Here is a 19,626-nt window from a genome sequence, read left to right as displayed (position 1 = left end):
TAAATAATAAGAAGTGAGGAGGTAGATAATGAAATATTCAGCATATCAACCTCGCCCCGATCTGCTCAAGGATCGTATCATCCTAATCACAGGTGCGGGCGATGGCATTGGACGTGCAGCAGCAATCAGTTATGCCTTGCATGGCGCAACTGTGGTGCTGCATGGGCGTACCTTAAACAAGCTCGAAGTCATTTATGATGAAATTGAAAGTTTGGGTGCGCCGCAACCTGCCATCTTGCCGCTACAACTATCGAGTGCGTCAGAACGTGATTATGAGCTTTTGCTCGATACGCTAGACCGTCAGTTTGGTCGTCTGGACGGCATTCTGCACAATGCCGGCATTTTAGGCGAACGGGTTCCCTTGGCGGATTATCCGGTCAATGTCTGGGATGATGTGATGGCGGTCAATCTGCGTGCACCCTTTGTCATGACCCAAGCGCTGTTACCGTTATTATCCAAATCCGAACATGCTTCTGTGGTTTTTGCCAGCTCAGGTGTAGGCCGCGAAGCCCGCGAACGCTGGGGTGCCTATTCGGTTTCTAAAATTGCTATTGAAGCGGTAAGCCAGTTATTTGCCAAAGAGCAGGTACATCCAAATATCCGTTATAACTGCATCAATCCCGGAGCAACGCGGACTGCCATGCGCGCCAAGGCCTATCCGAATGAAGATCCGAAAACCCTGCCTACCCCCGATTCAATCATGCCGGCTTATCTATATTTGATGGGTAACGACAGTCTGCATATGAATGGCCAGAGTATTGATGCACAGGATTAAGTAATTCTGTCTGTCATTCAGGGAGCAATCGCTCCCTTTTTATTTCATTTTTAGTCATATTCAGCGCATAAATCTTAAGTAAGTTCACCCCGCTCGCATTGAGTTTCATTAAAATAACAGCATACTAAGCCCCACTATATTTCACTCGAGTGCATCATGACTGAATTAAACAATATTACGGTGACCCATTTAGACGATGGCATGGTGTCGCTGCTGATTGATCAACAGCCTATTTCAGAGAAATACGGCACCAAGTTTGAAGCCAGTATCGTGGATGACATCAAAGCACTCGAAAATGCTCAGAAACTCAAATTGTTCGAGCAATTTGTATTTTCACATCAGGATCTGAATTTTGAACATGCCTATTATTATGTGACTGGCATTGAAAAATTAGACGACAGTTATCGTCTGGCCAAGCATTTTGTTTATCGCATTAAAATTGAAGGTCAGCCAGAAATCGAACATGTCATCAGCAATCAGGGCAAAGCCATGACGGCCGAGGATGTACGTGCCTTTATTCAGGCGCATGTGCAGAAATCACTCAACGATTATACTGACCTGAACTACGCTTATTAAAAGTCGGGTCATTGAATAATCTTGGGCACTTTTCGATAAAGTGCCCTTTTTTTCTTAAAATCCTGCAAAAAATAACAATAAATCGGATTTACATATTAAATATATAAAATTATACGGTTTTCCAAATTAAACTGATTGGACTATGCTTTCTTGAATCACAGATAGATCAAATCAGGAGCGCAGCATGGCTGACCAAAAACGTAAAATTGAAACAATTCACCGGATTGAACAGTTGCAGTTATCTGAAGCATTGATTGTGGCACTCGATGACGCCCTACAAGCTGAATCCGTGGCTGACGCGATTCAGTCCTTACAAGGTTTGGCAGAACAATGGAATTAATCTCGAACTAAACTGGCAAAATTCTTTGCCGTTTCAGTAAATCATGAACTTTTTTCTTGCTGATTCAATGCTGTTTTTTTGAGCTAAGTCATCGATTTTCGCTTGCATATTGGCCCTTGCTTTGATGAGATAAGGACATAGCTCGGTAGGCTACTTTATAGAAGTGATGCCGTCGCATATAGTCATGTAAAAACATGACATCATCATAATATCTCTGCATTTGTTATAAAAATTGTGCCTGTTCTTCACAGTTTCTCTGCAATTTTTCCGTACATTAGGTGCTGTAGAAGATGAACAATTTAATGAGGGTTCAACATGAAAAAGGTTTTGGTGGCACTGGCAATTTCTTGCAGTACATTCATGCTGAGCAATGTCGTCATCGCTGCCCCTCATTTCAATGATGAATCCCGTATGGATTCACGTCATGGTCATGACAAGAAGAAAGCCCGTGAGTTCCGAGAGGAAGATCAGCAGGATAACCGCCGTATGCGTGAAGAACGCGGGGTGAAACGCCTGCAACAGTTACGCTGGCAGCCGGGTTATGTGATGCCGCAGCATTATCGTGGCAATGGCTATAAAGTTGAATATAAAGACCATCGCCTGCCTCGACCTGACCGCAAGCAGCAATGGTACAAAGTCAATAATGACTACATTCTGGTGGATTCTGAAAACAACAGCATTATCCGCATCGTGGGTGACTAGTTCATAAGTGCATTCAAATTCAATCTTCTTTAAGGCCCAACGATGTTTGGGCTTTTTTATTTCACTGGCTGAAAATTTTTAACTCAAAATCTCGCTGCTTTTCCAGTTTTTAGACTGCGTGATTCATCTACTAAATTTCTTCATAAATTTAACAATTTAACTAAATAGCCCCCACGCTTTCTATGTACTTGTTCGCTAATTTAGTCTCATCGAAATTAGATATACATCTTAAGGTGAGAGCCATGAAAAAAGTCTTAACTACAATCGCGTTATCTCTAAGTGCTTTGTTAGCTACTTCTGCAATGGCAGCACCACAGTATGACTCGCGTTATGACCATAATCCGCATAAACCGGCGCCACACTGGAATGCTAAAGATAGCAAGAAATGGAATGACGACCGTCGCTGGAATGATGACCGCCGTCATAACAACCGTATGGTCAATCCAAGCCGTGACTGGCGCGTAGGACAAACTTTACCTCGCCAATATGACAACAACCGTTTTGAAGTAAGTGATCGCGAAGCACGCCGTTTGCCAAATACCGGTCGTTTCCAGCAATGGTACAAGGTCAACAATGACTACGTTCTGGTGAATGAGCGTACCAACAAAATTGTACGAATCATTAACTAAGCTTTCTCCATTACTGCTCGTCTTGCAGACACCTGAAGTCCCCTTCAGGTGTTTTTTTATATCTGCACTTCCACTTGCATTTTTTTTCATTAGAATCAAAGCTGGATCTTCAATCATTGAAATGGGCACAGCATGACTTCAGCAGAAACGTCACAAAGCACAACTTTGCAATATGTGCACTGGTTTCGCCATTCTGCGCCTTATATCAATGCGCACCGCAATAAAACCTTTGTAATCATGTTTGATGGCGAAGCCGTCTTAAATGATAACTTTCAGCATATTATTCACGATATTGCTTTATTACATTCTTTAGGCATTCGGCTGATTCTGGTACATGGTGCACGTCCGCAAATTAACCAGAATCTGGCTCAAAGCCAGATTACGACGCCTTTTTACCAGCAGCGTCGGGTCACCACACGTGAATCTTTAAGCTGCGTGATGAATGCCGTCGGTTCGATCCGCCTACAAATTGAAGCACTGCTGTCTATGGGACTGGCCAATTCGCCGATGTATGGCGCCCGGATTGATACCGTTTCAGGGAATTTTGTCACCGCCAAGCCGTATGGCATCCGCGATGGTATCGATTTTCAGTTGACTGGTGAAGTGCGCGCGGTTGATACCGATGCGATTCAGCGCCATCTGGACAGTCATAATATTGTGGTGCTTGGCCCGACCGGTTATTCCACTACGGGTGAAGTCTTTAATCTGCTGGCTGAAGAAGTTGCTACCAAAACTGCGATTCGCCTCAAGGCAGATAAACTGATTTTTCTCGGTAATCAGCATGGCCTGATGGACAGTAACGGCCAGCTCAAACGTGAAGTGACACCGCAACAGCTGGATGATTTTATTCCAGTCGAGCAAGATGCACTGGAAAGAGGATTACAGCTAAAAGCCGCACAGGAAGCCTCCATGAACGGCGTACATCGAGTGCATCTGATTTCTTATGCCTATGATGGTGCCCTGCTGGAAGAGCTGTTCACCCGTGATGGTTCCGGCACTCTGGTCACCGATGCACATTATGAAGAAGTACGGATGGCCGACATTCAGGATGTTGGCGGCCTGATCGGTTTGCTGCGTCCATTGGAAGAAGAAGGTATTCTGGTCTATCGTTCGCGTGAACGTCTGGAAAATGAAATCAACCAGTTTGCTGTGATCGAACGGGACGGAATGATTCTGGCCTGTGCGGCCCTCTACCCGATTCCGACCACGGGTGATGAATTGCGTTCTGCAGAAATTGCCTGTGTTGCGGTACATCCAAGTTATCGCAAGTCTAATCGGGGTAGCCAGATCCTGCATTATCTTGAAGAAAAAGCCAAAAGCATGCAGATTCAGCAGCTGTTTATTTTAACCACCCGTACCGCGCACTGGTTTCTGGAACAAGGCTTTGAACCGGCTTCAGTCGATGACCTGCCGGATGCCCGTCAGGCATTTTACAATTATCAACGTAATTCAATTGTTTGCAAAAAGTCACTTTAAAGTGGCTTTTTCTTTCAGTGCTTTAGCTTAATTTTAGATAAAGATATCTGGCAATCTCGATTTAAATTTTAAAATTCTATTACTGGTTTTTAGCTAAACATATCAACAGATCAGATTTAAAAAAATAACTATAAATTTCATAAGTTTGATTAATTTAATTATTAAATCTTCATTTTTATATAAATCACTTTTCTGCATAAGTTTTGCGCTTTTTCATTTATCTTTTTTCTTCATTAGAAATTCCTGAATAGTTATTTTTTTAGAAAAACAAAAACGATTAGCGTGTGTCTAAGTTTTCATTCACTAGTTTGTCATTTTCGGGAGTTTTGATTCATGCGCCAATCTCATGTTCAGTTTTTAACAAAGACTGCAGTACTTGGTACTGCGATGGCGGGTGTCATGATGCTTTCAGGCTGCTCGAAAAAAGAAGAGACCATCACCCTGAATATCGGTTTCCAAAAATACGGCGTATTACCAATTTTAAAAGAACGTGGCACGCTGGAAACCACCCTAAAACAGCAAGGGATCAATGTGAAATGGGTAGAATTTCCGGCTGGCCCGCAATTGCTTGAGGGCCTGAATGTTGGCAGCGTCTCTTTTGGTGAAGCCGGTGAAGCACCGCCAATTTTTGCCCAGGCGGCCAACTCAAATCTGGTCTATGTGGCCAATCAGCCGCAAGCGCCTAAGGCAGAAGCCTTAATTGTACCGAAAGATTCGCCGATTCAGTCTATTCAAGATCTGAAAGGCAAACGGGTAGCCCTGAACAAAGGTTCAAACGTGCATTACTTACTATTAAAAGTTCTGGAAGCCAACCAGCTTGGCCTTGATGATATCGAAGTGATCTATTTACCACCTTCCGATGCACGTGCTGCATTTGAACGTGGTGCAGTTGATGCCTGGGTCATCTGGGATCCGTTCTTTGCAGCTGCTGAACATCAGATTGGTGCGCGTGTCATTGCCAGCGGTGAAAATGTGGTGAGCAACCACCAATTCTATCTGGCAGATCGCAAGTTCGCAGAAAGCCATCCTCAGGTGATACAGGCGGTTGTCAATGAACTGAATCTGACCACGGACTGGGTGGCAAAAAATCAGGACGCTGCCGCTCAGCTCCTGCAAAAACCGACAGGTCTGGCCGTCGATGTCTTGAAAACCTCTATTTCACGCATGGGCTTTGGCGTTAAACCTCTCAGCACTGACGTGATTCAAAAACAGCAACAAGTCGCCGATGCATTTTATGCGCAGCAGCTGATTCCACAAAAGCTGAATATTGATGCAGCAATTATTAAATAACAGCAGAATAATTCGAGAATAAAGATGAGTCATATAAAAACAGTTTCTTATATCAGCTTAGCGCTATTGAGCTTTAGTCTGACTGGCTGCCAGAAACAGGAACCACAGCAAACGGCTGCCGCAGAAACCACGTCAGCGCAACAAGTTAAAACCATTGCGATTGGCTTTCAGAAATCAGCCTTAAATCTGCTGGTGGCACGTGATGAAAAGCTATTAGAACAACAATTTCCCAATGCCAAAATTGAATGGAAAGAGTTTCCGGCAGGCCCACAAATGCTGGAAGCACTGGCAGTCGGGGCAGTGGATTATGGCTATGTGGGAAATACTCCGCCTATTTTTGCACAGGCGGCAGACAAAGCCCTGAGCTACGTGGCCTTTGAAAAAGTGGCGGGAAATTCTTTGGCCGTGGTCGTGCCGAAAGACAGTGCCATTCAAAATATTCAACAATTGAAAGGAAAACGGATCGCGGTGCAGAAAGGTTCAAGTGCCCATGAACTTCTGGCCAAAACCCTGGAAAAAGCCGGATTAAGCTGGTCAGAGATTCAAGCCGTCTGGCTTCCCCCTGCGGATGCACGTGCTGCTTTTGACAAAAAAGCCATTGATGCCTGGGCAATCTGGGATCCCTTCCTGGGTGCAGCCGAGTTCGACAGCAAGGTTAAGGTGCTGATTGAATCTAGTAACTTTCCACAAACCTACTCCTTTTATATCGGCAATCCCGAATTTATTCAGAAGCATCCGGATAGCCCCGGGAAGTTTATCCAGGCTTTAAATGCATCTGACCAGTGGATTCTTAAAAACCAGGCTGTAGCTCTAGATATTTATCAGAAAAGTACCGGTCTGAAACCAGAAGTGGCAAAGATTGCATTTGAGCGTCGTCTTAAACCTTCGCCGGTACAACCATTAACGACGGAAGTGATCAAAGCCCAACAGAATATTGCCGATCTCTTCCAGCAGGTTCAACTGATTCCCAAAACCATCAGCGTCCAGCAACAGATCTGGTCGCCAGCAGCCACACATTGATGAACAAACAAGATGATTTAATTTAAGGAATATCACATGAAAATTTTCTGGTTTATCCCCACTCATGGCGACAGCCGTTACTTAGGCACCAGCAAGGGCGCACGTGTTGTAGATCATGCCTACATGAAGCAGATTGCCGTTGCCGTGGATAATCTTGGTTATGAAGGTGTCCTGATTCCGACTGGCCGTTCTTGTGAAGATCCATGGTTAACTGCAGCCAGCCTGATTGATGCGACCAAAAAATTAAAATTCCTGGTGGCATTGCGTCCAGGCGTGACCACGCCGGCACTGGCTGCACGTATGGCCGCGACCTTTGACCGCTTGTCTAATGGCCGAGTACTGCTGAATCTGGTGACTGGCGGTGACGAGCAGGAGCTAAAAGGTGATGGCGTCTATGAAGATCACACAACCCGTTATAAAACGGCGACCGAATACACCACCATCTGGCGTGAAATTTTAAAACGCTCACATACCGGTGAAAGCTTTAGTTTCCATGGCGAACGCTTAAGTGTCGATGATGCAAAATTGCTGTATCCACCCATTCAGCAGCCGCATCCGCCTTTATGGTTTGGTGGCTCATCGGATGATGCCATTGAGCTGGCCACGGATCAGGTCGATACTTACTTGACCTGGGGCGAGCCACCGGCAGCAGTCAAAGAAAAAATTGCAGTGGTAAAAGCCAAGGCTGCAGCTAAAGGTCGTGAACTGAATTACGGGATCCGTTTACACGTGATCGTACGCGAAACCAATGAGCAGGCCTGGGCGGCGGCTGAAGAACTGATTCAATATGTGGATGATGCCACTATCGCTGCAGCCCAAGCCAAGTTCAAATCCATGGACTCGGTCGGTCAGCGCCGTATGGCAGAACTGCACAATGGCGATCGCAGCAAACTCGAAGTTTCTCCGAACCTCTGGGCAGGTGTGGGTCTGGTTCGTGGTGGTACAGGTACGGCACTGGTCGGCGATCCGGAAACTGTCGCTGCACGTATCCAGGAATATGCCGATCTGGGGATCAGCACCTTTATTTTCTCAGGCTATCCACATCTGGAAGAATCCATCCGTTTTGCAGAACTGGTATTCCCTTTACTTCCACTGGAAACCCAGCAAAAACTCACTCAACCAAACTTGACCGGTCCATTTGGTGAAATCGTGGCGAACAACTACACACCGGACGAGAACAAGCAGGCTGAGAAAATTAAGGAGTCTGCTTAATGTCAAAAGTCGTTTCCGTTGAAACCCTGACCCCAAAGCAGGTTTCACGTGGAACAATTCTGGGGCAGCATCTGCTGCCCTGGCTGGTTCCAATTTTCTTGATTGCAGTTTGGCAAATTGCCTCTAGCACAGGCCTGCTGGAAAGCCGGATTCTGCCTGCACCGAGTGCCGTGGTTTTAGCCTTCTGGAGTTTATTGCTCAGCGGTGAACTGTGGACGCATGTGCAAGTCAGTGCAGGACGTGCCATCAGCGGATTATTGGTAGGTGGTGGTTTGGGCCTATTGCTGGGTCTGTTAAATGGTTCATCCAAAACTGCCTCTACCCTGCTCGACACCACCTTGCAGATGATCCGCAATATTCCTGCACTGGCACTCATTCCCCTAGTCATCTTATGGTTCGGGATTGATGAATCTGCCAAATTGTTTCTGGTGGCGATTGGGGTATTTTTCCCGATTTATATCAATACCTATCATGGGATTCGTTCCGTCGATCCGCAATTGATCGAGATGGGCAAAAGCTACGGCTTAACTCGCTGGCAACTGTATAAAGAAATTATTCTGCCGGGTGCGATGCCGTCAATTCTGGTCGGACTGCGTTTTTCTCTAGGTCTGGTCTGGGTATTGTTAATCGTGGCCGAAACCATTTCCGCCCAGTCTGGTATTGGTTATATGACCATGAATGCACGTGAATTTTTGCAAACTGACGTGGTTCTGGTAGGTATTTTATTGTATGCCCTGCTCGGCAAACTGGCCGATGTTCTGGCCGTGGCCTTAGAGCGATTCCTGCTGCGCTGGCATGCCGGCTATCAAAAATAAAGAATAAATGAGGAGCATGTGATGACTGATCTCAGTTTAGGGCGTCATGCCAATGACCCGATTGTGCCACTGGACCAACCTGCGGCAGAGATCAATCCTGCTGCAGTGATCGGTGCCGAAATTATCATTGAACAGCTGCACAAGTTTTACGGTTCGGTCAAGGTTCTGGAAGATCTGGACCTGCATATCCAGCCGGGTGAATTTCTGGCAATTGTTGGTCGCAGCGGTTGTGGTAAAAGTACCTTATTGCGCCTGATTGCCGATCTGGAACAGCAAAGCTACGGCGAAATCAAGTTTAAGTCAGCCCGGCATATTCGCGAAGGCATTACTACCGATGATATCCGGGTGATGTTTCAGGACCCTCGCCTGCTGCCCTGGCGCAGCATCGAACAGAATGTTCAACTCGGTTTACCGAAGGAGCAGCATGCCAAAGCTTCGCAAATGCTGGAAAAGGTCGGACTCAAAGAAAAAGCTGGACTGTGGCCTTCACAGCTTTCTGGAGGACAACGGCAACGTACCGCCTTGGCGAGGGCATTATCGCATCAGCCGCGTATTCTACTGCTGGATGAACCGCTCGGCGCCCTGGATGCCCTGACACGTCTGGAAATGCAGAACCTGATTGAACGTCTCTGGACCGAGCAAGGCTTTACCGCCATTCTGGTCACGCATGATGTCAGTGAAGCAGTGCAATTGGCAGACCGGATTATCTTGCTGGACAAAGGCCATATTGCCAAAGAATTTAAGGTCAATTTGCCACGTCCCCGGCAAAAAAGTGTGGCATTTGCAGAACTGGAACAGCAGGTCTTGCAGGCAGTTTTAGCAACCTAAATACTTAATCCAACCCAAAATCGAGTATGGTTTTGGGTCTTATTCTTATAAAAAATACTTTTATCTCAATAAGAGGTCATTTTTATCAGATTCATTTCAGTATTATTCCTCTCTCCAATTAATGAAGAAAAAAGATGAATAAATGAAGTATTTTCAGAAACTTGAATTTTTCTTGTGGTGTAGATGCATTTAGCCTATTTTAAATATTGATCTAGAGAATAAATCATCATTATTCAAAAAATTAGCCTGTGACTGTGTGCACAAATCTGATGATTTGCCGTACAATTGAGGATTCCCTTTTTCATTGTTTTTTATATTTGCTAATGGAACAAAAAAAGAGTACTCAAAAACGCAATCAGCTGCTAAATGCTGCACTAGACGTATTTTCCCTATATGGTTTTAATGGGGCAAGTCTGGATGAAATCGCACAAATTGCAGAAATGCATAAGTCAAATATTTTCTATTATTATGAAAATAAAGAAGCCCTGTATGTCGAGGTATTAACCACCGTTCTACAAAAATGGTTGGCGCCTTTACAAACCCTTGAAGCTGAACTTGAGCCTGAAGAAGCGATCACCAATTATTTGATGCAAAAAATTGAAGTGTCGCGTACCCAGCCTAAAGCATCCCGTTTATTTGCTTTGGAGGTGATTCAAGGTGCACCGCATATTCTGGAAATTTTAAAAGGTCCGCTAAAAAAACTGGTCAAGCGTAAAGCCAAAGTGATTTCCAACTGGCAGGAGCAAGGCAAGATTTCTGCAGATATTGATCCTGAGTTACTGATTCTGAATATTTGGGCGATTACCCAGAACTATGCAGACTTTGCGACCCAAATGGAAATGGTCACGGGTAAAACCTTGCGTAACCGCAGCATGCAGCAACGCATTATCCAGCATACGGTACATATGATGTTATATGGCGTGATTCCACGCACGGATAAATAAGCAAGCGCTTCTGATTGGCACACGACCATAGCTGCTATGGTCGCCGAGCAAACTTGACCCTCCTATTTATTTTACCATTTGATATAAATCTAATAATTTTTTCGCACCCAATAACAGATTTTCTTCCCAATCCAGATGCGCAGTCTCATTAGCTCCATCAGTAATGTATTTCACTGCAATCAGCCGAACGCCCAGCTTTTTACAGACTTTGGCCAAGGCATAGCCTTCCATATCGACCAGATTACACGCCACTTTTGAAATACCGGTTTCAAAGCTATCGCCTGTTCCACAAATCCCTTTCGGCAAATGGTCAAAGAAAGAATCCAGCTCAATCGCACCCGGGAAATGCTGATCCATCGGGGTCATGCCGATCTCAAAGCCAAGGGGCGACACATCCATATCACGCTGTACAAATTGCGTGACTTCGACCAGTTCATGCGCATTAAAATGCGAACTTCCCGCGCTGCCCAAATTCAATAAGGTTCTGCAACCGGTGTTCTGAATCACCTCAAAAGCTTTAAAAGCCGCATTGACTTTACCAATCCCGCTGTAATGTACCTGAATGCCTTCTGCTTCAAACAAGCCTTTGGATTCATTGGGTAGAGCCATGATGAGCGCCAAATCGGACATTCGAAATACCTGATATCAAGAAAAACCCTGATATTAGAAAACAAAAGCGGCTGAATGAAAAGCACCAGTGCTCTGATCAGACATGATCAATGTGTACAAAAACAAAACTGCTCAATGCTAAGGAAGATGAATTTTCAAGAAAAATATTGCATAAAAACACAACAGCAAGACGAAAGCGCGAGATTATGGCAATATATAGCCTCTCGATATTTCTAAGCACTTGATTTGCCCATGCAGCTGCTCCGTCTAAATGCTTTAGCCTCTCATTCTGAATTACCCAAAACTGCCGTGACGATCGGTAATTTTGACGGCGTGCATTTAGGCCATCAGGCGATGATCCGTCAGCTGCAACAGGTGGCTGAAGCACAGGGTTTAAAATCTGTAGTGATGATTTTCGAGCCCCAACCACTTGAATACTTTCAAGGTTATGATGCCCCACCGCGTATTTCATCGTTGCGTGAAAAAGTTGAATACCTGACTGAGCTGGGTGTGGACTATATCGCGGTGGCGAAATTTGACCATACTTTCCGCAGCCTGACTGCAGAAGCCTTTGCCGACATTTTAAAAGAAAAACTGAATGCCCGGCATCTGGTCTTAGGCGATGATTTTCACTTTGGTAAAAACCGCCAAGGCAACAGCGAATTCCTGCGCAATTACGGCTTTGAAGTGACCAATTTAAATACCATTGCTCTGGATGGTGAGCGTGTCAGTTCCACCCGGATTCGCCAGACCTTGCAAGCCGGTGATTTAGCCTTGGCCGCACAATTGCTGGGTCGTCCTTATAGCATTACCGGGCGGGTGCAATATGGCGATCAGATTGGTCGAACTATTGATTTTCCCACCATTAATGTACGGCTTAACCGTCATAAGCCCTGCCTGAAGGGAATTTACGGAGTTGAGGTCATTTGCGAAACCCAATCCTTAAAAGACAAAGTAAAAGCCGACTCTGCAACGCAAACAGGCATTGTGGGTTATGACCCGACTGCCCTGTTTGGGGCCGGTCATGTCGGCACACGTCCAGCCATCAAACAAGCACATCCAGAGTGGCGATTAGAAGTACATTTTCCAGATGTTTCTGCTAATCTGTATGGCCTGTTGATGCGGGTGACGTTCTTAAACTATTTACATGGCGAAAAGGACTATCCTTCGCTTGAAGCGCTAAAAGCCGGAATTGATGATGATGTCGAGAAACTGCTTGAGTTTCGTCGAAATCACCCCACATTTCCCTTTTAATATCCCATATTTTTATTGTAAAACGTGTCAGTGACATAACTGATTAGATTGGAAGACGACTTGCATGAGCGATAAGCAAACTCCTGAAAATGCAGTGGACTATAAAGCCACGCTAAACCTCCCAGGTACTGACTTTGCAATGAAAGCAAATTTGGCAGTACGTGAAGCGAAATGGTTAGAAGAGTGGTATGCCGACAACATTTATCAGCAGATTCGTGAATCGCGTATTGGCAAGAAAAAATACGTGCTTCATGACGGCCCTCCTTATGCCAATGGTCAAATTCATTTGGGTCATGCGGTCAACAAAGTACTCAAAGACATCATTATCAAAAGCCGTGTCATGGATGGCTTTGATGCACCGTATGTACCGGGCTGGGACTGTCACGGTTTGCCAATCGAACTCAAAGTCGAAGAAAAAGTCGGTAAAGTCGGCGTAAAAGTGGATGCATCTACCTTCCGTAAAGCCTGCCGTGAATATGCCTACACCCAAGTTGAGCTTCAAAAGAAAGACTTCGTACGTATGGGCGTATTCGGGGATTGGGACAATCCTTACTTAACGATGAACTTCAAACAAGAAGCTGACATCGTACGTTCATTGGGTGCAATCGCGAAAGCAGGTCATATCGAGCCAGGTCTGAAACCAGTCAACTGGTGTTTAGACTGTGGTTCATCACTCGCTGAAGCTGAAGTTGAATACGAAGATAAAAAATCTGACGCAATTGACGTCGGTTTCACGATTGTAGACCTTGCTGATTTATCTGCACGTGTCGGCGTAGAAATCGCTGATCGTACGGATATCGTGATTTGGACAACAACGCCTTGGACCATGCCTGCTAACCAAGCGGTTGCACTCCACGCTGAACTTGAATACCAACTGGTGAAAGCAACTGGTGAAAACAAAGCATCACAAAACTTCATCCTTGCGAAATCATTGGTTGAGTCTGCAACTCAGCGTTATGGCTTTACTGCATTTGAAGTGCTTGCTGAATTCACAGGTGCAAAACTTGAGAATTTAGTTCTTCAACATCCTTTAATTGCTGAGCGCCAAGTGCCAGTGATCTTGGGTGAACACGTCACCGATGCTAGCGGTACAGGTGCTGTACATACTGCACCGGGTCACGGTGTGGACGACTATAAAGTTGGCTTACAGTATAACTTGAAAGTTGAAAACCCAGTCGGTGGTAATGGTGTGTATTTACCAACGTCGCCAATCTTCCCGGGCGAGCACATCTACAAAGCCAATCCAAAAATTATTGCAGCATTAACTGAAGCAACCAAGCTTTGGGCACATGTAGTGATCAAGCATAGCTACCCGCATTGCTGGCGCCATAAAACCCCGATTATCTTCCGTGCGACACCACAATGGTTTATCAGCATGGATGCCAAAGGTCTACGTCAAAATGCACTGAATGCGATTGAAAACGATATAAGCTTTGTACCGGACTGGGGTAAAAACCGTATCCAGGCGATGATTGAAGGTCGTCCGGACTGGTGTATTTCACGTCAACGTACTTGGGGTGTGCCAATTCCGTTCTTCGTACACAAAGACACCAATGAATTGCACCCACGTACGCCTGAACTGATTGAAGAAGTGGCTAAGCTGATCGAGCAAGAAGGCATTGATGGCTGGTATAACCGTGATGCCTCTGAGTTTATCGGTGCGGATGCTGAACAATACAACGCAGTTCGTGACACATTAGATGTCTGGTTTGACTCTGGTACAACGCACTATGCGGTACTGCGTGAACGTGAAGAACTGACTGATCCTGCTGATTTGTACCTTGAAGGTTCAGACCAGCACCGTGGCTGGTTCCAGTCGTCGTTATTGACCTCGATTGCGATTAACGAACGTGCGCCATATAAAGGTCTATTGACTCACGGTTTCGTCGTGGATGAAAAAGGCCGCAAGATGTCCAAGTCGATCGGTAACGTGATCACGCCGCAAGACATCATTAAAGATATGGGTGCGGATGGTTTACGTTTCTGGATCGCCTCTGCGGATTACCGTTATGAAATGACCGCTGGTAAAGAAATCTTTAGCCGTGCCTCTGACGGTTATCGTCGTATCCGTAACACGCTTCGTTTCTTGCTTGCTAACCTGAATGGCTTCAAACCATCAACAGATGCGCTTCCTGTAGATCAATTGATCGCGCTGGATCAATACATTCTGCAACGTGCATCTGAAGTGCAAGAAACCATTAAGAAAGCATACGAAGATATGAACTTCCATATCGTAACGACTGCTCTGACTAATTTCTGTATCAATGACTTGGGTGGTTTCTACTTAGACATCATCAAAGACCGTCAATACACCACGAAAGCGGATTCGCAAGCACGTCATTCTGCACAAACTGCGTTGTATCACTTGGTACAAGCATTCGTGCGTTGGATGTCACCAATCCTGAGCTTCACTGCACAAGAAGCTTGGCCGTTAATTCCTGAGCAATCAGAGAAATACGTGTTCACGGCTGAATGGTATGATATTCCTGTGGCTTCAACTGCAAATGTAGTATCTGAAGCTGAATGGCAAACGCTCATTGCCGTGAAATCTGCAGTAAACAAATTCATTGAAACTGCACGTACCGCGAAAACTGTCGGTTCTAACTTGTCTGCCAAAGTTGAACTTTGGGCAAATGCCGAATTAAAAGCAGTGCTAGATAAGTTAAGTGATGAGCTTCGTTTCGTACTGATCACATCACAAGTGATCGTCAATGAGTTTGATGCAGCACAAGGTGAAGCGTCTGATCTTGAAGGCTTGAATGTGAAAGTTTCAGCAGCTGATGGCGAAAAATGCGTACGTTGCTGGCATGTATTACCAGATGTAAATACACATTCTGCACATCCTGGTCTATGCGGTCGTTGTATCATCAACCTTCCTACAGGCCAAGGCGAAGAGAGAAAATATGCCTAATACCCACACCAAAAAGGGCTTATTCCAGTTCTATCCACATAATTTATGGTGGGTTGGACTGGCCATTCTGGCGATCATTCTGGATCAATGGACCAAATGGATTGCAGTGACAAATCTGAACTATGCAGATCCTGTTCCTGTGCTGCCCTTTTTAAATTGGACACTGCTACATAACTATGGCGCTGCCTTTAGTTTCCTGTCCGATGCCGGTGGTTGGCAACGCTATTTCTTTACTTCACTGGCAGGTTTAGTGTCTGTAATCTTTGTGTTTTGGCTGATGCGCATGCCAAAAGACATGAAAATTTTACCATTGGCGATTGCCCTGATTCTGGGTGGTGCCATCGGTAATTTAATCGACCGGGTCAGCCTCGGCTATGTAGTCGATTTTATTCATGTGTATTACCAGAACAGCCACTTCCCTGCGTTCAATATCGCAGATAGTGCTATTACTGTAGGCACTATTCTGATGCTGATTGATACCTTTTTCTTAGAAAAACATCGAATTCAACGGGCGCAAGCACAACATGACTGATTTTATTCATCCTAACGAAGAAACCCGGGTTGCAGACGGTTCTAAAGTCGAGCTGCACTTTTCTGTCGCAATCGAAAATGGCGTGGAAATTGACAATACCCGTAGCCGTGAAGAACCGGTCAGCCTGGTGATTGGTGATGGCAATTTACTGCCTGGTTTTGAAAAAGCATTGTTTGGTTTACGTGCCGGTGACCGTCGTACGGTGAGCCTGCCGCCAGAAGATGCTTTTGGTCCATGGAATCCAGAAAACATCCAGAAATTTGATACGGTGAAGTTCGGAGAACGTCCGATCGAAGGTCACATGATCGAGTTTGAAGACAAAGCCAAAGCCACCCTGTATGGCGTGGTGAGATCGGTGAATGATGACATCACTGAAGTGGACTTTAACCATCCATTGGCAGGCAAAAACATCACCTTTGAAGTGGAAATCTTTAAAGTGACACCTGCGGGTCAGCAAGGCATTAAACTGATGTAAAACCTCAGCTAATTAACTGATTTTAAAAAAGCTCCTTCGGGAGCTTTTTATTTTCCGGATACAAATCATCTCTAGTCACCTTCCTGAAATCTGATTAATTTGATGATCAGACCCGAAGAAAGGATGAAACATGAAAATTTATATTGTGGTTGGGAGTGTTCGTGAGGGACGTACTGCGATTAAAGTGGCGCACTGGGTACTGCAGGAAATTAAAAGTTATGCCTTTAGCACTTTGGAAACTGAAATTGTCGATCTAAAAGAATGGGATCTTCCGCTGTTTTCTGGTGCTCATCCCCCATTGACCGGGATTTATGATCAGCCCAAACAGCAAGACTGGGCCGACAAGATTGCGCTTGGCGATGCCTTTATTTTTGTCACGCCTGAATACAATCATGGCTATAGCCCTGCCCTGAAAAATGCTCTGGATTATCTCGGCAAGGAATGGCAAGGCAAACCAGCAGCTTATATTGGTTATGGTGCGACTAACGGATCACGTTCGATTGACCAGATTCGTCAAGTCGGCACTCAACTTGGACTGGTGGATACCAATGCCGTGATTGAAATCCGGGACATCTTTGCGCGCAATAAAGATTATTCTTTCCAAGGCAATGAATTTGATAATAAAAACTTAAAAGCTGTGGTGGATAGACTGATTCAATATGTCAGTGCTTAATGACTGGACGACAGCCCTGTACGTTTTAGCCTACATGCAGCGCAGAGTTTAGCCGCTATGCGGTTGTTTTATGCGAGGCTATAGTGAGTACATAGACAGACAGGAAGTCTGCAAAGCGATACGACAACAATAAAAAGCGCCAATCAACAGGACGTTGACAGATTAGACAGGAGTCAGATCTGAGAAGCAAATCCAGAAAAGCCTCGACAGGATGTTGAGGCTTTTCTGTTTAAACTTTAGATTTAACGTGACTACTGATCGGAATGCATCAAACATCAACCTTAAAGCCGAGATCAACATCATAGGCGGCCTGCCCTCCCCGGATCTCCCAATTTTCTAGTGCACTTTCTCTCAGATGAATCAGAATATAATCTGCAGGAATGCCGATTTCTCCGAGACTTTTGACCATCTGCTGATACAAATTGCGCTTGGTCTCCAGACTGCGGCCAGCAAAACAGTCAATACTGATCAAGGTAAAATATTCAGGCTGAGCTAAATGGCTCATATAATGAAAACGATGCGCTTCATGCACGACCAGACGAATATTACGATCATATTCAGGCAGCTGAAAGGCAGTTTTCACACAATGAAATACGCTGTTAAGCAATTGTTCCTCAACTGCTTGAGGATATTGTTGCCGAACTTCAATTTGAATCGTAGGCATAGGAGTTTCCTTTTTATTATTTTATGGACGTTTTTATTTATATCAGTTGATGCATATCAAAAGAGTTTTCTCTCGCTAACATACAGCAAAATCATCACCGCAGTTTATGATTTGGTCAGATGATCATTTTGAAACAGTATTTTTAAAATTATCTTTTTAAAATTTGGCTGTCGGCTTTGACCTACAATCCATGCAGTTAAACTGCCCTATTGCGTTGTATCGCTTCAGGCTATATTCAGATCATACCAAGACAGGAAGTCTTGTAAGAAAAATAAAAAAATTCACGTAGCAGGATGCTGATCGGTATAACAGACATTATACCTTTAACAGAATATGAAAAGGCCTTCACAGGATGTAGAGGCCTTTTTCTTTCATGCCAGCATCAGCTTAAAAAGATTTTTATTCAGATGGTCAGCTTATTCAATATTTCATATTTAGATAAGCATCCTAAAAGCAGAGGATTAAGGTGCTGTCATTTTTAACAGAGCTGCTTGCGGACCATCTTGAATCACCCACAGTGAACCATCCTGTGCCTGAGCAACCCCGCGAATCCGCTCTTTCATATCCAGACGCTGAACTTCTTTCACTGGGGTCTTGTTCGTATCCACAATCACAATCGCCTTGGAAGACAGACCGGTCGCAATCGCCTTATTTTTCCATTGCGGGAAGACATTAGCCGTATAAAATATTAAATCTGAAGGAGAAATTACCGGAGTCCAATCCAGTGCCGGGGCTTCAAATTCAGGTCGGGTACTGTGGTCAGGAATGGGCTTGCCATCATAATGATTGCCATTAGACACTAACGGATAACCATAATTTTTAGCTTTGACAATCTTGTTCAGTTCATCGCCGCCTTTCGGTCCCATTTCGATCACCCAAAGCTGCCCTTTCGGATCAAAAGCCATGCCTAGAGGATTACGATGTCCGAGACTCCAGACCTGCTGGGCAATTTTACCCTGAGTCATAAACGGATTATCGGCAGGGATTGAGCCATCATCATTCAGGCGAATAATTTTACCGGCATTAGATTGCATGTCCTGTGCAGGATCAAATTGCTGACGCTCTCCTGAACTGATCCATAACTTACCATCCGACCCGAATATAATCCGATGGGCATAATGTCCCTGGCCTGAAAATTTCGGAACTTGCGTCCAGATCCGTTCAATTTGTGTGAGTTGAGGAGTGGCTTGATTTAGGTCCAGTTTGCCACGAATCACCACTGCACCATATCCGCCTTGGCCTTGTTCGGCATAGCTCAGATATACCCACCGATTCTTTGCAAAATCTGGATGCAAGGCTACTTCACCTAAGCCACCCTGGCCTCCATATGCGACTTGAGGTATACCTTTAACTTCAATTTTTTTCTTGGTTTTTGGATCAAAGAGCTGCAATTTTCCTTTGCGCTCAGTAATCAATAGTCGGCCATCATTTAAAGTAGTAATCGCCCACGGCTCATTAAATTGAGCAACCTGTTCAGTCTTATATTTTTGCAAACTTGAAGAGACTGCATTCGATTTGGCAGCTGATGTAGATGTCTCTTGAGTACTTCTAGAAGATGGATTCTCTGCATGACAGGCAGTAAATGCTAAAGCACAACAACTGAGTAGAATTTTTATTTTAAATTGCGACAACATTATCTTCTCCATACTGATTTATTGTCCAAATTAACATCAAGATACAGAGTTTCTGGTCTAAATTCAGCATAGAAAAGTAAATAAATATATTTTAAAAATTATAAATAGAATTTATTTTAATAAAGAATTAGTGTCTAAGCTTTCCACTAAATCCCACGCATAAAAAAATCCCCCTCTGCCTTGGCGGAGGGGGATTTCGAATAATGAGCTGGCGATGACTTACTCTCACATGGGTAACCCCACACTACCATCAGCGCTAAGAGGTTT

20 protein-coding genes are annotated in these 19,626 nt (G+C 44.7%); 17 read left to right on the top strand and 3 right to left on the bottom strand.

From position 1 onward, the window contains the following. The first annotated feature begins 28 nt into the window (after positions 1-28). From ACP7BU_RS12715 to ACP7BU_RS12660, 12 genes are all read left to right on the top strand, one after another. On the top strand, positions 29-775 hold the full coding sequence (locus ACP7BU_RS12715) for a YciK family oxidoreductase (RefSeq protein ID WP_005094903.1): 747 nt from the start codon (positions 29-31) through the stop codon (positions 773-775). Positions 776-931: 156 nt separating this feature from the next. Continuing rightward, positions 932-1,351 carry a hypothetical protein gene (locus tag ACP7BU_RS12710; RefSeq protein ID WP_004281232.1) on the top strand — a complete coding sequence of 140 codons (420 nt, stop codon included), beginning with the start codon at positions 932-934 and terminating at the stop codon, positions 1,349-1,351. A gap of 184 nt (positions 1,352-1,535) precedes the next feature. Continuing rightward, positions 1,536-1,691: a hypothetical protein gene (locus ACP7BU_RS12705; protein ID WP_004281231.1), complete on the top strand. Its 156-nt coding sequence runs from the start codon at positions 1,536-1,538 to the stop codon at positions 1,689-1,691. A gap of 315 nt (positions 1,692-2,006) precedes the next feature. Beyond that, positions 2,007-2,393, top strand: coding sequence for an RcnB family protein (locus tag ACP7BU_RS12700; protein ID WP_004281230.1), 387 nt, complete (start codon positions 2,007-2,009; stop codon positions 2,391-2,393). A 242-nt stretch (positions 2,394-2,635) separates the two neighbouring features. Further along, positions 2,636-3,022: an RcnB family protein gene (locus tag ACP7BU_RS12695; RefSeq protein WP_253160397.1), complete on the top strand. Its 387-nt coding sequence runs from the start codon at positions 2,636-2,638 to the stop codon at positions 3,020-3,022. Between the two features lie 132 nt (positions 3,023-3,154). Continuing rightward, on the top strand, positions 3,155-4,498 hold the full coding sequence (argA, locus tag ACP7BU_RS12690) for an amino-acid N-acetyltransferase (protein ID WP_425880083.1): 1,344 nt from the start codon (positions 3,155-3,157) through the stop codon (positions 4,496-4,498). A gap of 333 nt (positions 4,499-4,831) precedes the next feature. Next, positions 4,832-5,788 (top strand): sulfonate ABC transporter substrate-binding protein, encoded by a 957-nt coding sequence (locus tag ACP7BU_RS12685; RefSeq protein ID WP_425880084.1) that lies wholly within the window; start codon positions 4,832-4,834, stop codon positions 5,786-5,788. 24 nt (positions 5,789-5,812) lie between these two features. Next, a complete protein-coding gene (locus ACP7BU_RS12680; RefSeq protein ID WP_312585697.1) occupies positions 5,813-6,808 on the top strand; it encodes an aliphatic sulfonate ABC transporter substrate-binding protein in 996 nt (331 codons plus the stop codon). A 36-nt stretch (positions 6,809-6,844) separates the two neighbouring features. Continuing rightward, a complete protein-coding gene (ssuD, locus tag ACP7BU_RS12675) occupies positions 6,845-8,020 on the top strand; it encodes an FMNH2-dependent alkanesulfonate monooxygenase (protein WP_425880085.1) in 1,176 nt (391 codons plus the stop codon). Continuing rightward, positions 8,020-8,835, top strand: a complete 816-nt coding sequence (gene ssuC / locus ACP7BU_RS12670) for an aliphatic sulfonate ABC transporter permease SsuC (protein WP_085064422.1) — start codon at positions 8,020-8,022, stop codon at positions 8,833-8,835. The genes ssuD and ssuC overlap by 1 nt, the downstream gene beginning before the upstream one ends. A 21-nt stretch (positions 8,836-8,856) precedes the next feature. Next, positions 8,857-9,663: an ABC transporter ATP-binding protein gene (locus ACP7BU_RS12665; protein ID WP_425880086.1), complete on the top strand. Its 807-nt coding sequence runs from the start codon at positions 8,857-8,859 to the stop codon at positions 9,661-9,663. A 323-nt stretch (positions 9,664-9,986) separates the two neighbouring features. Beyond that, positions 9,987-10,607, top strand: coding sequence for a TetR family transcriptional regulator C-terminal domain-containing protein (locus tag ACP7BU_RS12660; RefSeq protein WP_004281222.1), 621 nt, complete (start codon positions 9,987-9,989; stop codon positions 10,605-10,607). A 66-nt stretch (positions 10,608-10,673) separates the two neighbouring features. Here ACP7BU_RS12660 and ACP7BU_RS12655 read toward each other — a convergent pair whose 3' ends face one another. Then, positions 10,674-11,237 (bottom strand): 5'-nucleosidase, encoded by a 564-nt coding sequence (locus ACP7BU_RS12655; protein WP_425880087.1) that lies wholly within the window; start codon positions 11,235-11,237, stop codon positions 10,674-10,676. A gap of 231 nt (positions 11,238-11,468) precedes the next feature. On the opposite strand from ACP7BU_RS12655, the gene ribF reads away from it, so the two are divergent. The 5 genes from ribF to ACP7BU_RS12630 all read left to right on the top strand — a co-directional run bounded on the left by ribF (position 11,469) and on the right by ACP7BU_RS12630 (position 17,061). Beyond that, positions 11,469-12,470, top strand: coding sequence for a bifunctional riboflavin kinase/FAD synthetase (gene ribF / locus ACP7BU_RS12650; protein ID WP_425880088.1), 1,002 nt, complete (start codon positions 11,469-11,471; stop codon positions 12,468-12,470). Between the two features lie 64 nt (positions 12,471-12,534). Further along, positions 12,535-15,381 (top strand): isoleucine--tRNA ligase, encoded by a 2,847-nt coding sequence (gene ileS / locus ACP7BU_RS12645; protein ID WP_425880089.1) that lies wholly within the window; start codon positions 12,535-12,537, stop codon positions 15,379-15,381. Continuing rightward, entirely contained in the window at positions 15,374-15,913 is a 540-nt protein-coding gene (gene lspA / locus ACP7BU_RS12640) for a signal peptidase II (protein WP_004281218.1), read from the top strand. Before ileS ends, lspA begins: the two co-directional genes overlap by 8 nt. After that, positions 15,906-16,388 (top strand): FKBP-type peptidyl-prolyl cis-trans isomerase, encoded by a 483-nt coding sequence (locus ACP7BU_RS12635; RefSeq protein WP_004281217.1) that lies wholly within the window; start codon positions 15,906-15,908, stop codon positions 16,386-16,388. Before lspA ends, ACP7BU_RS12635 begins: the two co-directional genes overlap by 8 nt. Positions 16,389-16,518: 130 nt before the next feature. Beyond that, positions 16,519-17,061, top strand: coding sequence for an NADPH-dependent FMN reductase (locus ACP7BU_RS12630; RefSeq protein WP_004281216.1), 543 nt, complete (start codon positions 16,519-16,521; stop codon positions 17,059-17,061). 268 nt (positions 17,062-17,329) lie between these two features. Here ACP7BU_RS12630 and ACP7BU_RS12625 read toward each other — a convergent pair whose 3' ends face one another. Together ACP7BU_RS12625 and ACP7BU_RS12620 are read right to left on the bottom strand one after the other, a co-directional pair. Beyond that, positions 17,330-17,725 (bottom strand): tautomerase family protein, encoded by a 396-nt coding sequence (locus ACP7BU_RS12625; protein WP_425880090.1) that lies wholly within the window; start codon positions 17,723-17,725, stop codon positions 17,330-17,332. A gap of 461 nt (positions 17,726-18,186) precedes the next feature. Continuing rightward, positions 18,187-19,359, bottom strand: a complete 1,173-nt coding sequence (locus ACP7BU_RS12620) for a PQQ-dependent sugar dehydrogenase (protein ID WP_425880091.1) — start codon at positions 19,357-19,359, stop codon at positions 18,187-18,189. Positions 19,360-19,626: the final 267 nt, after the last annotated feature.

The sequence above is a fragment of the Acinetobacter sp. 40AMC3-4 genome, from assembly GCF_049898185.1.
In the GTDB taxonomy this organism is placed as follows: Bacteria; Pseudomonadota; Gammaproteobacteria; order Pseudomonadales; family Moraxellaceae; genus Acinetobacter.
This window is presented reverse-complemented; position numbering and strand designations above follow the sequence as displayed.

Bases quoted from the DNA above. Each gene is read 5' to 3' on its own strand.
- ileS (WP_425880089.1), top strand. From the start codon at position 12,535: ATGAGCGATAAGCAAACTCCTGAAAATGCAGTGGACTATAAAGCCACG.
- ACP7BU_RS12695 (WP_253160397.1), top strand. From the start codon at position 2,636: ATGAAAAAAGTCTTAACTACAATCGCGTTATCTCTAAGTGCTTTGTTA.
- ACP7BU_RS12710 (WP_004281232.1), top strand. From the start codon at position 932: ATGACTGAATTAAACAATATTACGGTGACCCATTTAGACGATGGCATG.
- ssuC (WP_085064422.1), top strand. From the start codon at position 8,020: ATGTCAAAAGTCGTTTCCGTTGAAACCCTGACCCCAAAGCAGGTTTCA.
- ACP7BU_RS12700 (WP_004281230.1), top strand. From the start codon at position 2,007: ATGAAAAAGGTTTTGGTGGCACTGGCAATTTCTTGCAGTACATTCATG.
- ribF (WP_425880088.1), top strand. From the start codon at position 11,469: ATGCAGCTGCTCCGTCTAAATGCTTTAGCCTCTCATTCTGAATTACCC.
- ACP7BU_RS12625 (WP_425880090.1), bottom strand. From the start codon at position 17,725: ATGCCTACGATTCAAATTGAAGTTCGGCAACAATATCCTCAAGCAGTT.
- ACP7BU_RS12715 (WP_005094903.1), top strand. From the start codon at position 29: ATGAAATATTCAGCATATCAACCTCGCCCCGATCTGCTCAAGGATCGT.
- ACP7BU_RS12635 (WP_004281217.1), top strand. From the start codon at position 15,906: ATGACTGATTTTATTCATCCTAACGAAGAAACCCGGGTTGCAGACGGT.
- ACP7BU_RS12630 (WP_004281216.1), top strand. From the start codon at position 16,519: ATGAAAATTTATATTGTGGTTGGGAGTGTTCGTGAGGGACGTACTGCG.
- ACP7BU_RS12705 (WP_004281231.1), top strand. From the start codon at position 1,536: ATGGCTGACCAAAAACGTAAAATTGAAACAATTCACCGGATTGAACAG.
- ACP7BU_RS12685 (WP_425880084.1), top strand. From the start codon at position 4,832: ATGCGCCAATCTCATGTTCAGTTTTTAACAAAGACTGCAGTACTTGGT.
- lspA (WP_004281218.1), top strand. From the start codon at position 15,374: ATGCCTAATACCCACACCAAAAAGGGCTTATTCCAGTTCTATCCACAT.
- ACP7BU_RS12660 (WP_004281222.1), top strand. From the start codon at position 9,987: ATGGAACAAAAAAAGAGTACTCAAAAACGCAATCAGCTGCTAAATGCT.
- ACP7BU_RS12680 (WP_312585697.1), top strand. From the start codon at position 5,813: ATGAGTCATATAAAAACAGTTTCTTATATCAGCTTAGCGCTATTGAGC.
- ACP7BU_RS12655 (WP_425880087.1), bottom strand. From the start codon at position 11,237: ATGTCCGATTTGGCGCTCATCATGGCTCTACCCAATGAATCCAAAGGC.
- ACP7BU_RS12665 (WP_425880086.1), top strand. From the start codon at position 8,857: ATGACTGATCTCAGTTTAGGGCGTCATGCCAATGACCCGATTGTGCCA.
- ACP7BU_RS12620 (WP_425880091.1), bottom strand. From the start codon at position 19,359: ATGTTGTCGCAATTTAAAATAAAAATTCTACTCAGTTGTTGTGCTTTA.
- ssuD (WP_425880085.1), top strand. From the start codon at position 6,845: ATGAAAATTTTCTGGTTTATCCCCACTCATGGCGACAGCCGTTACTTA.
- argA (WP_425880083.1), top strand. From the start codon at position 3,155: ATGACTTCAGCAGAAACGTCACAAAGCACAACTTTGCAATATGTGCAC.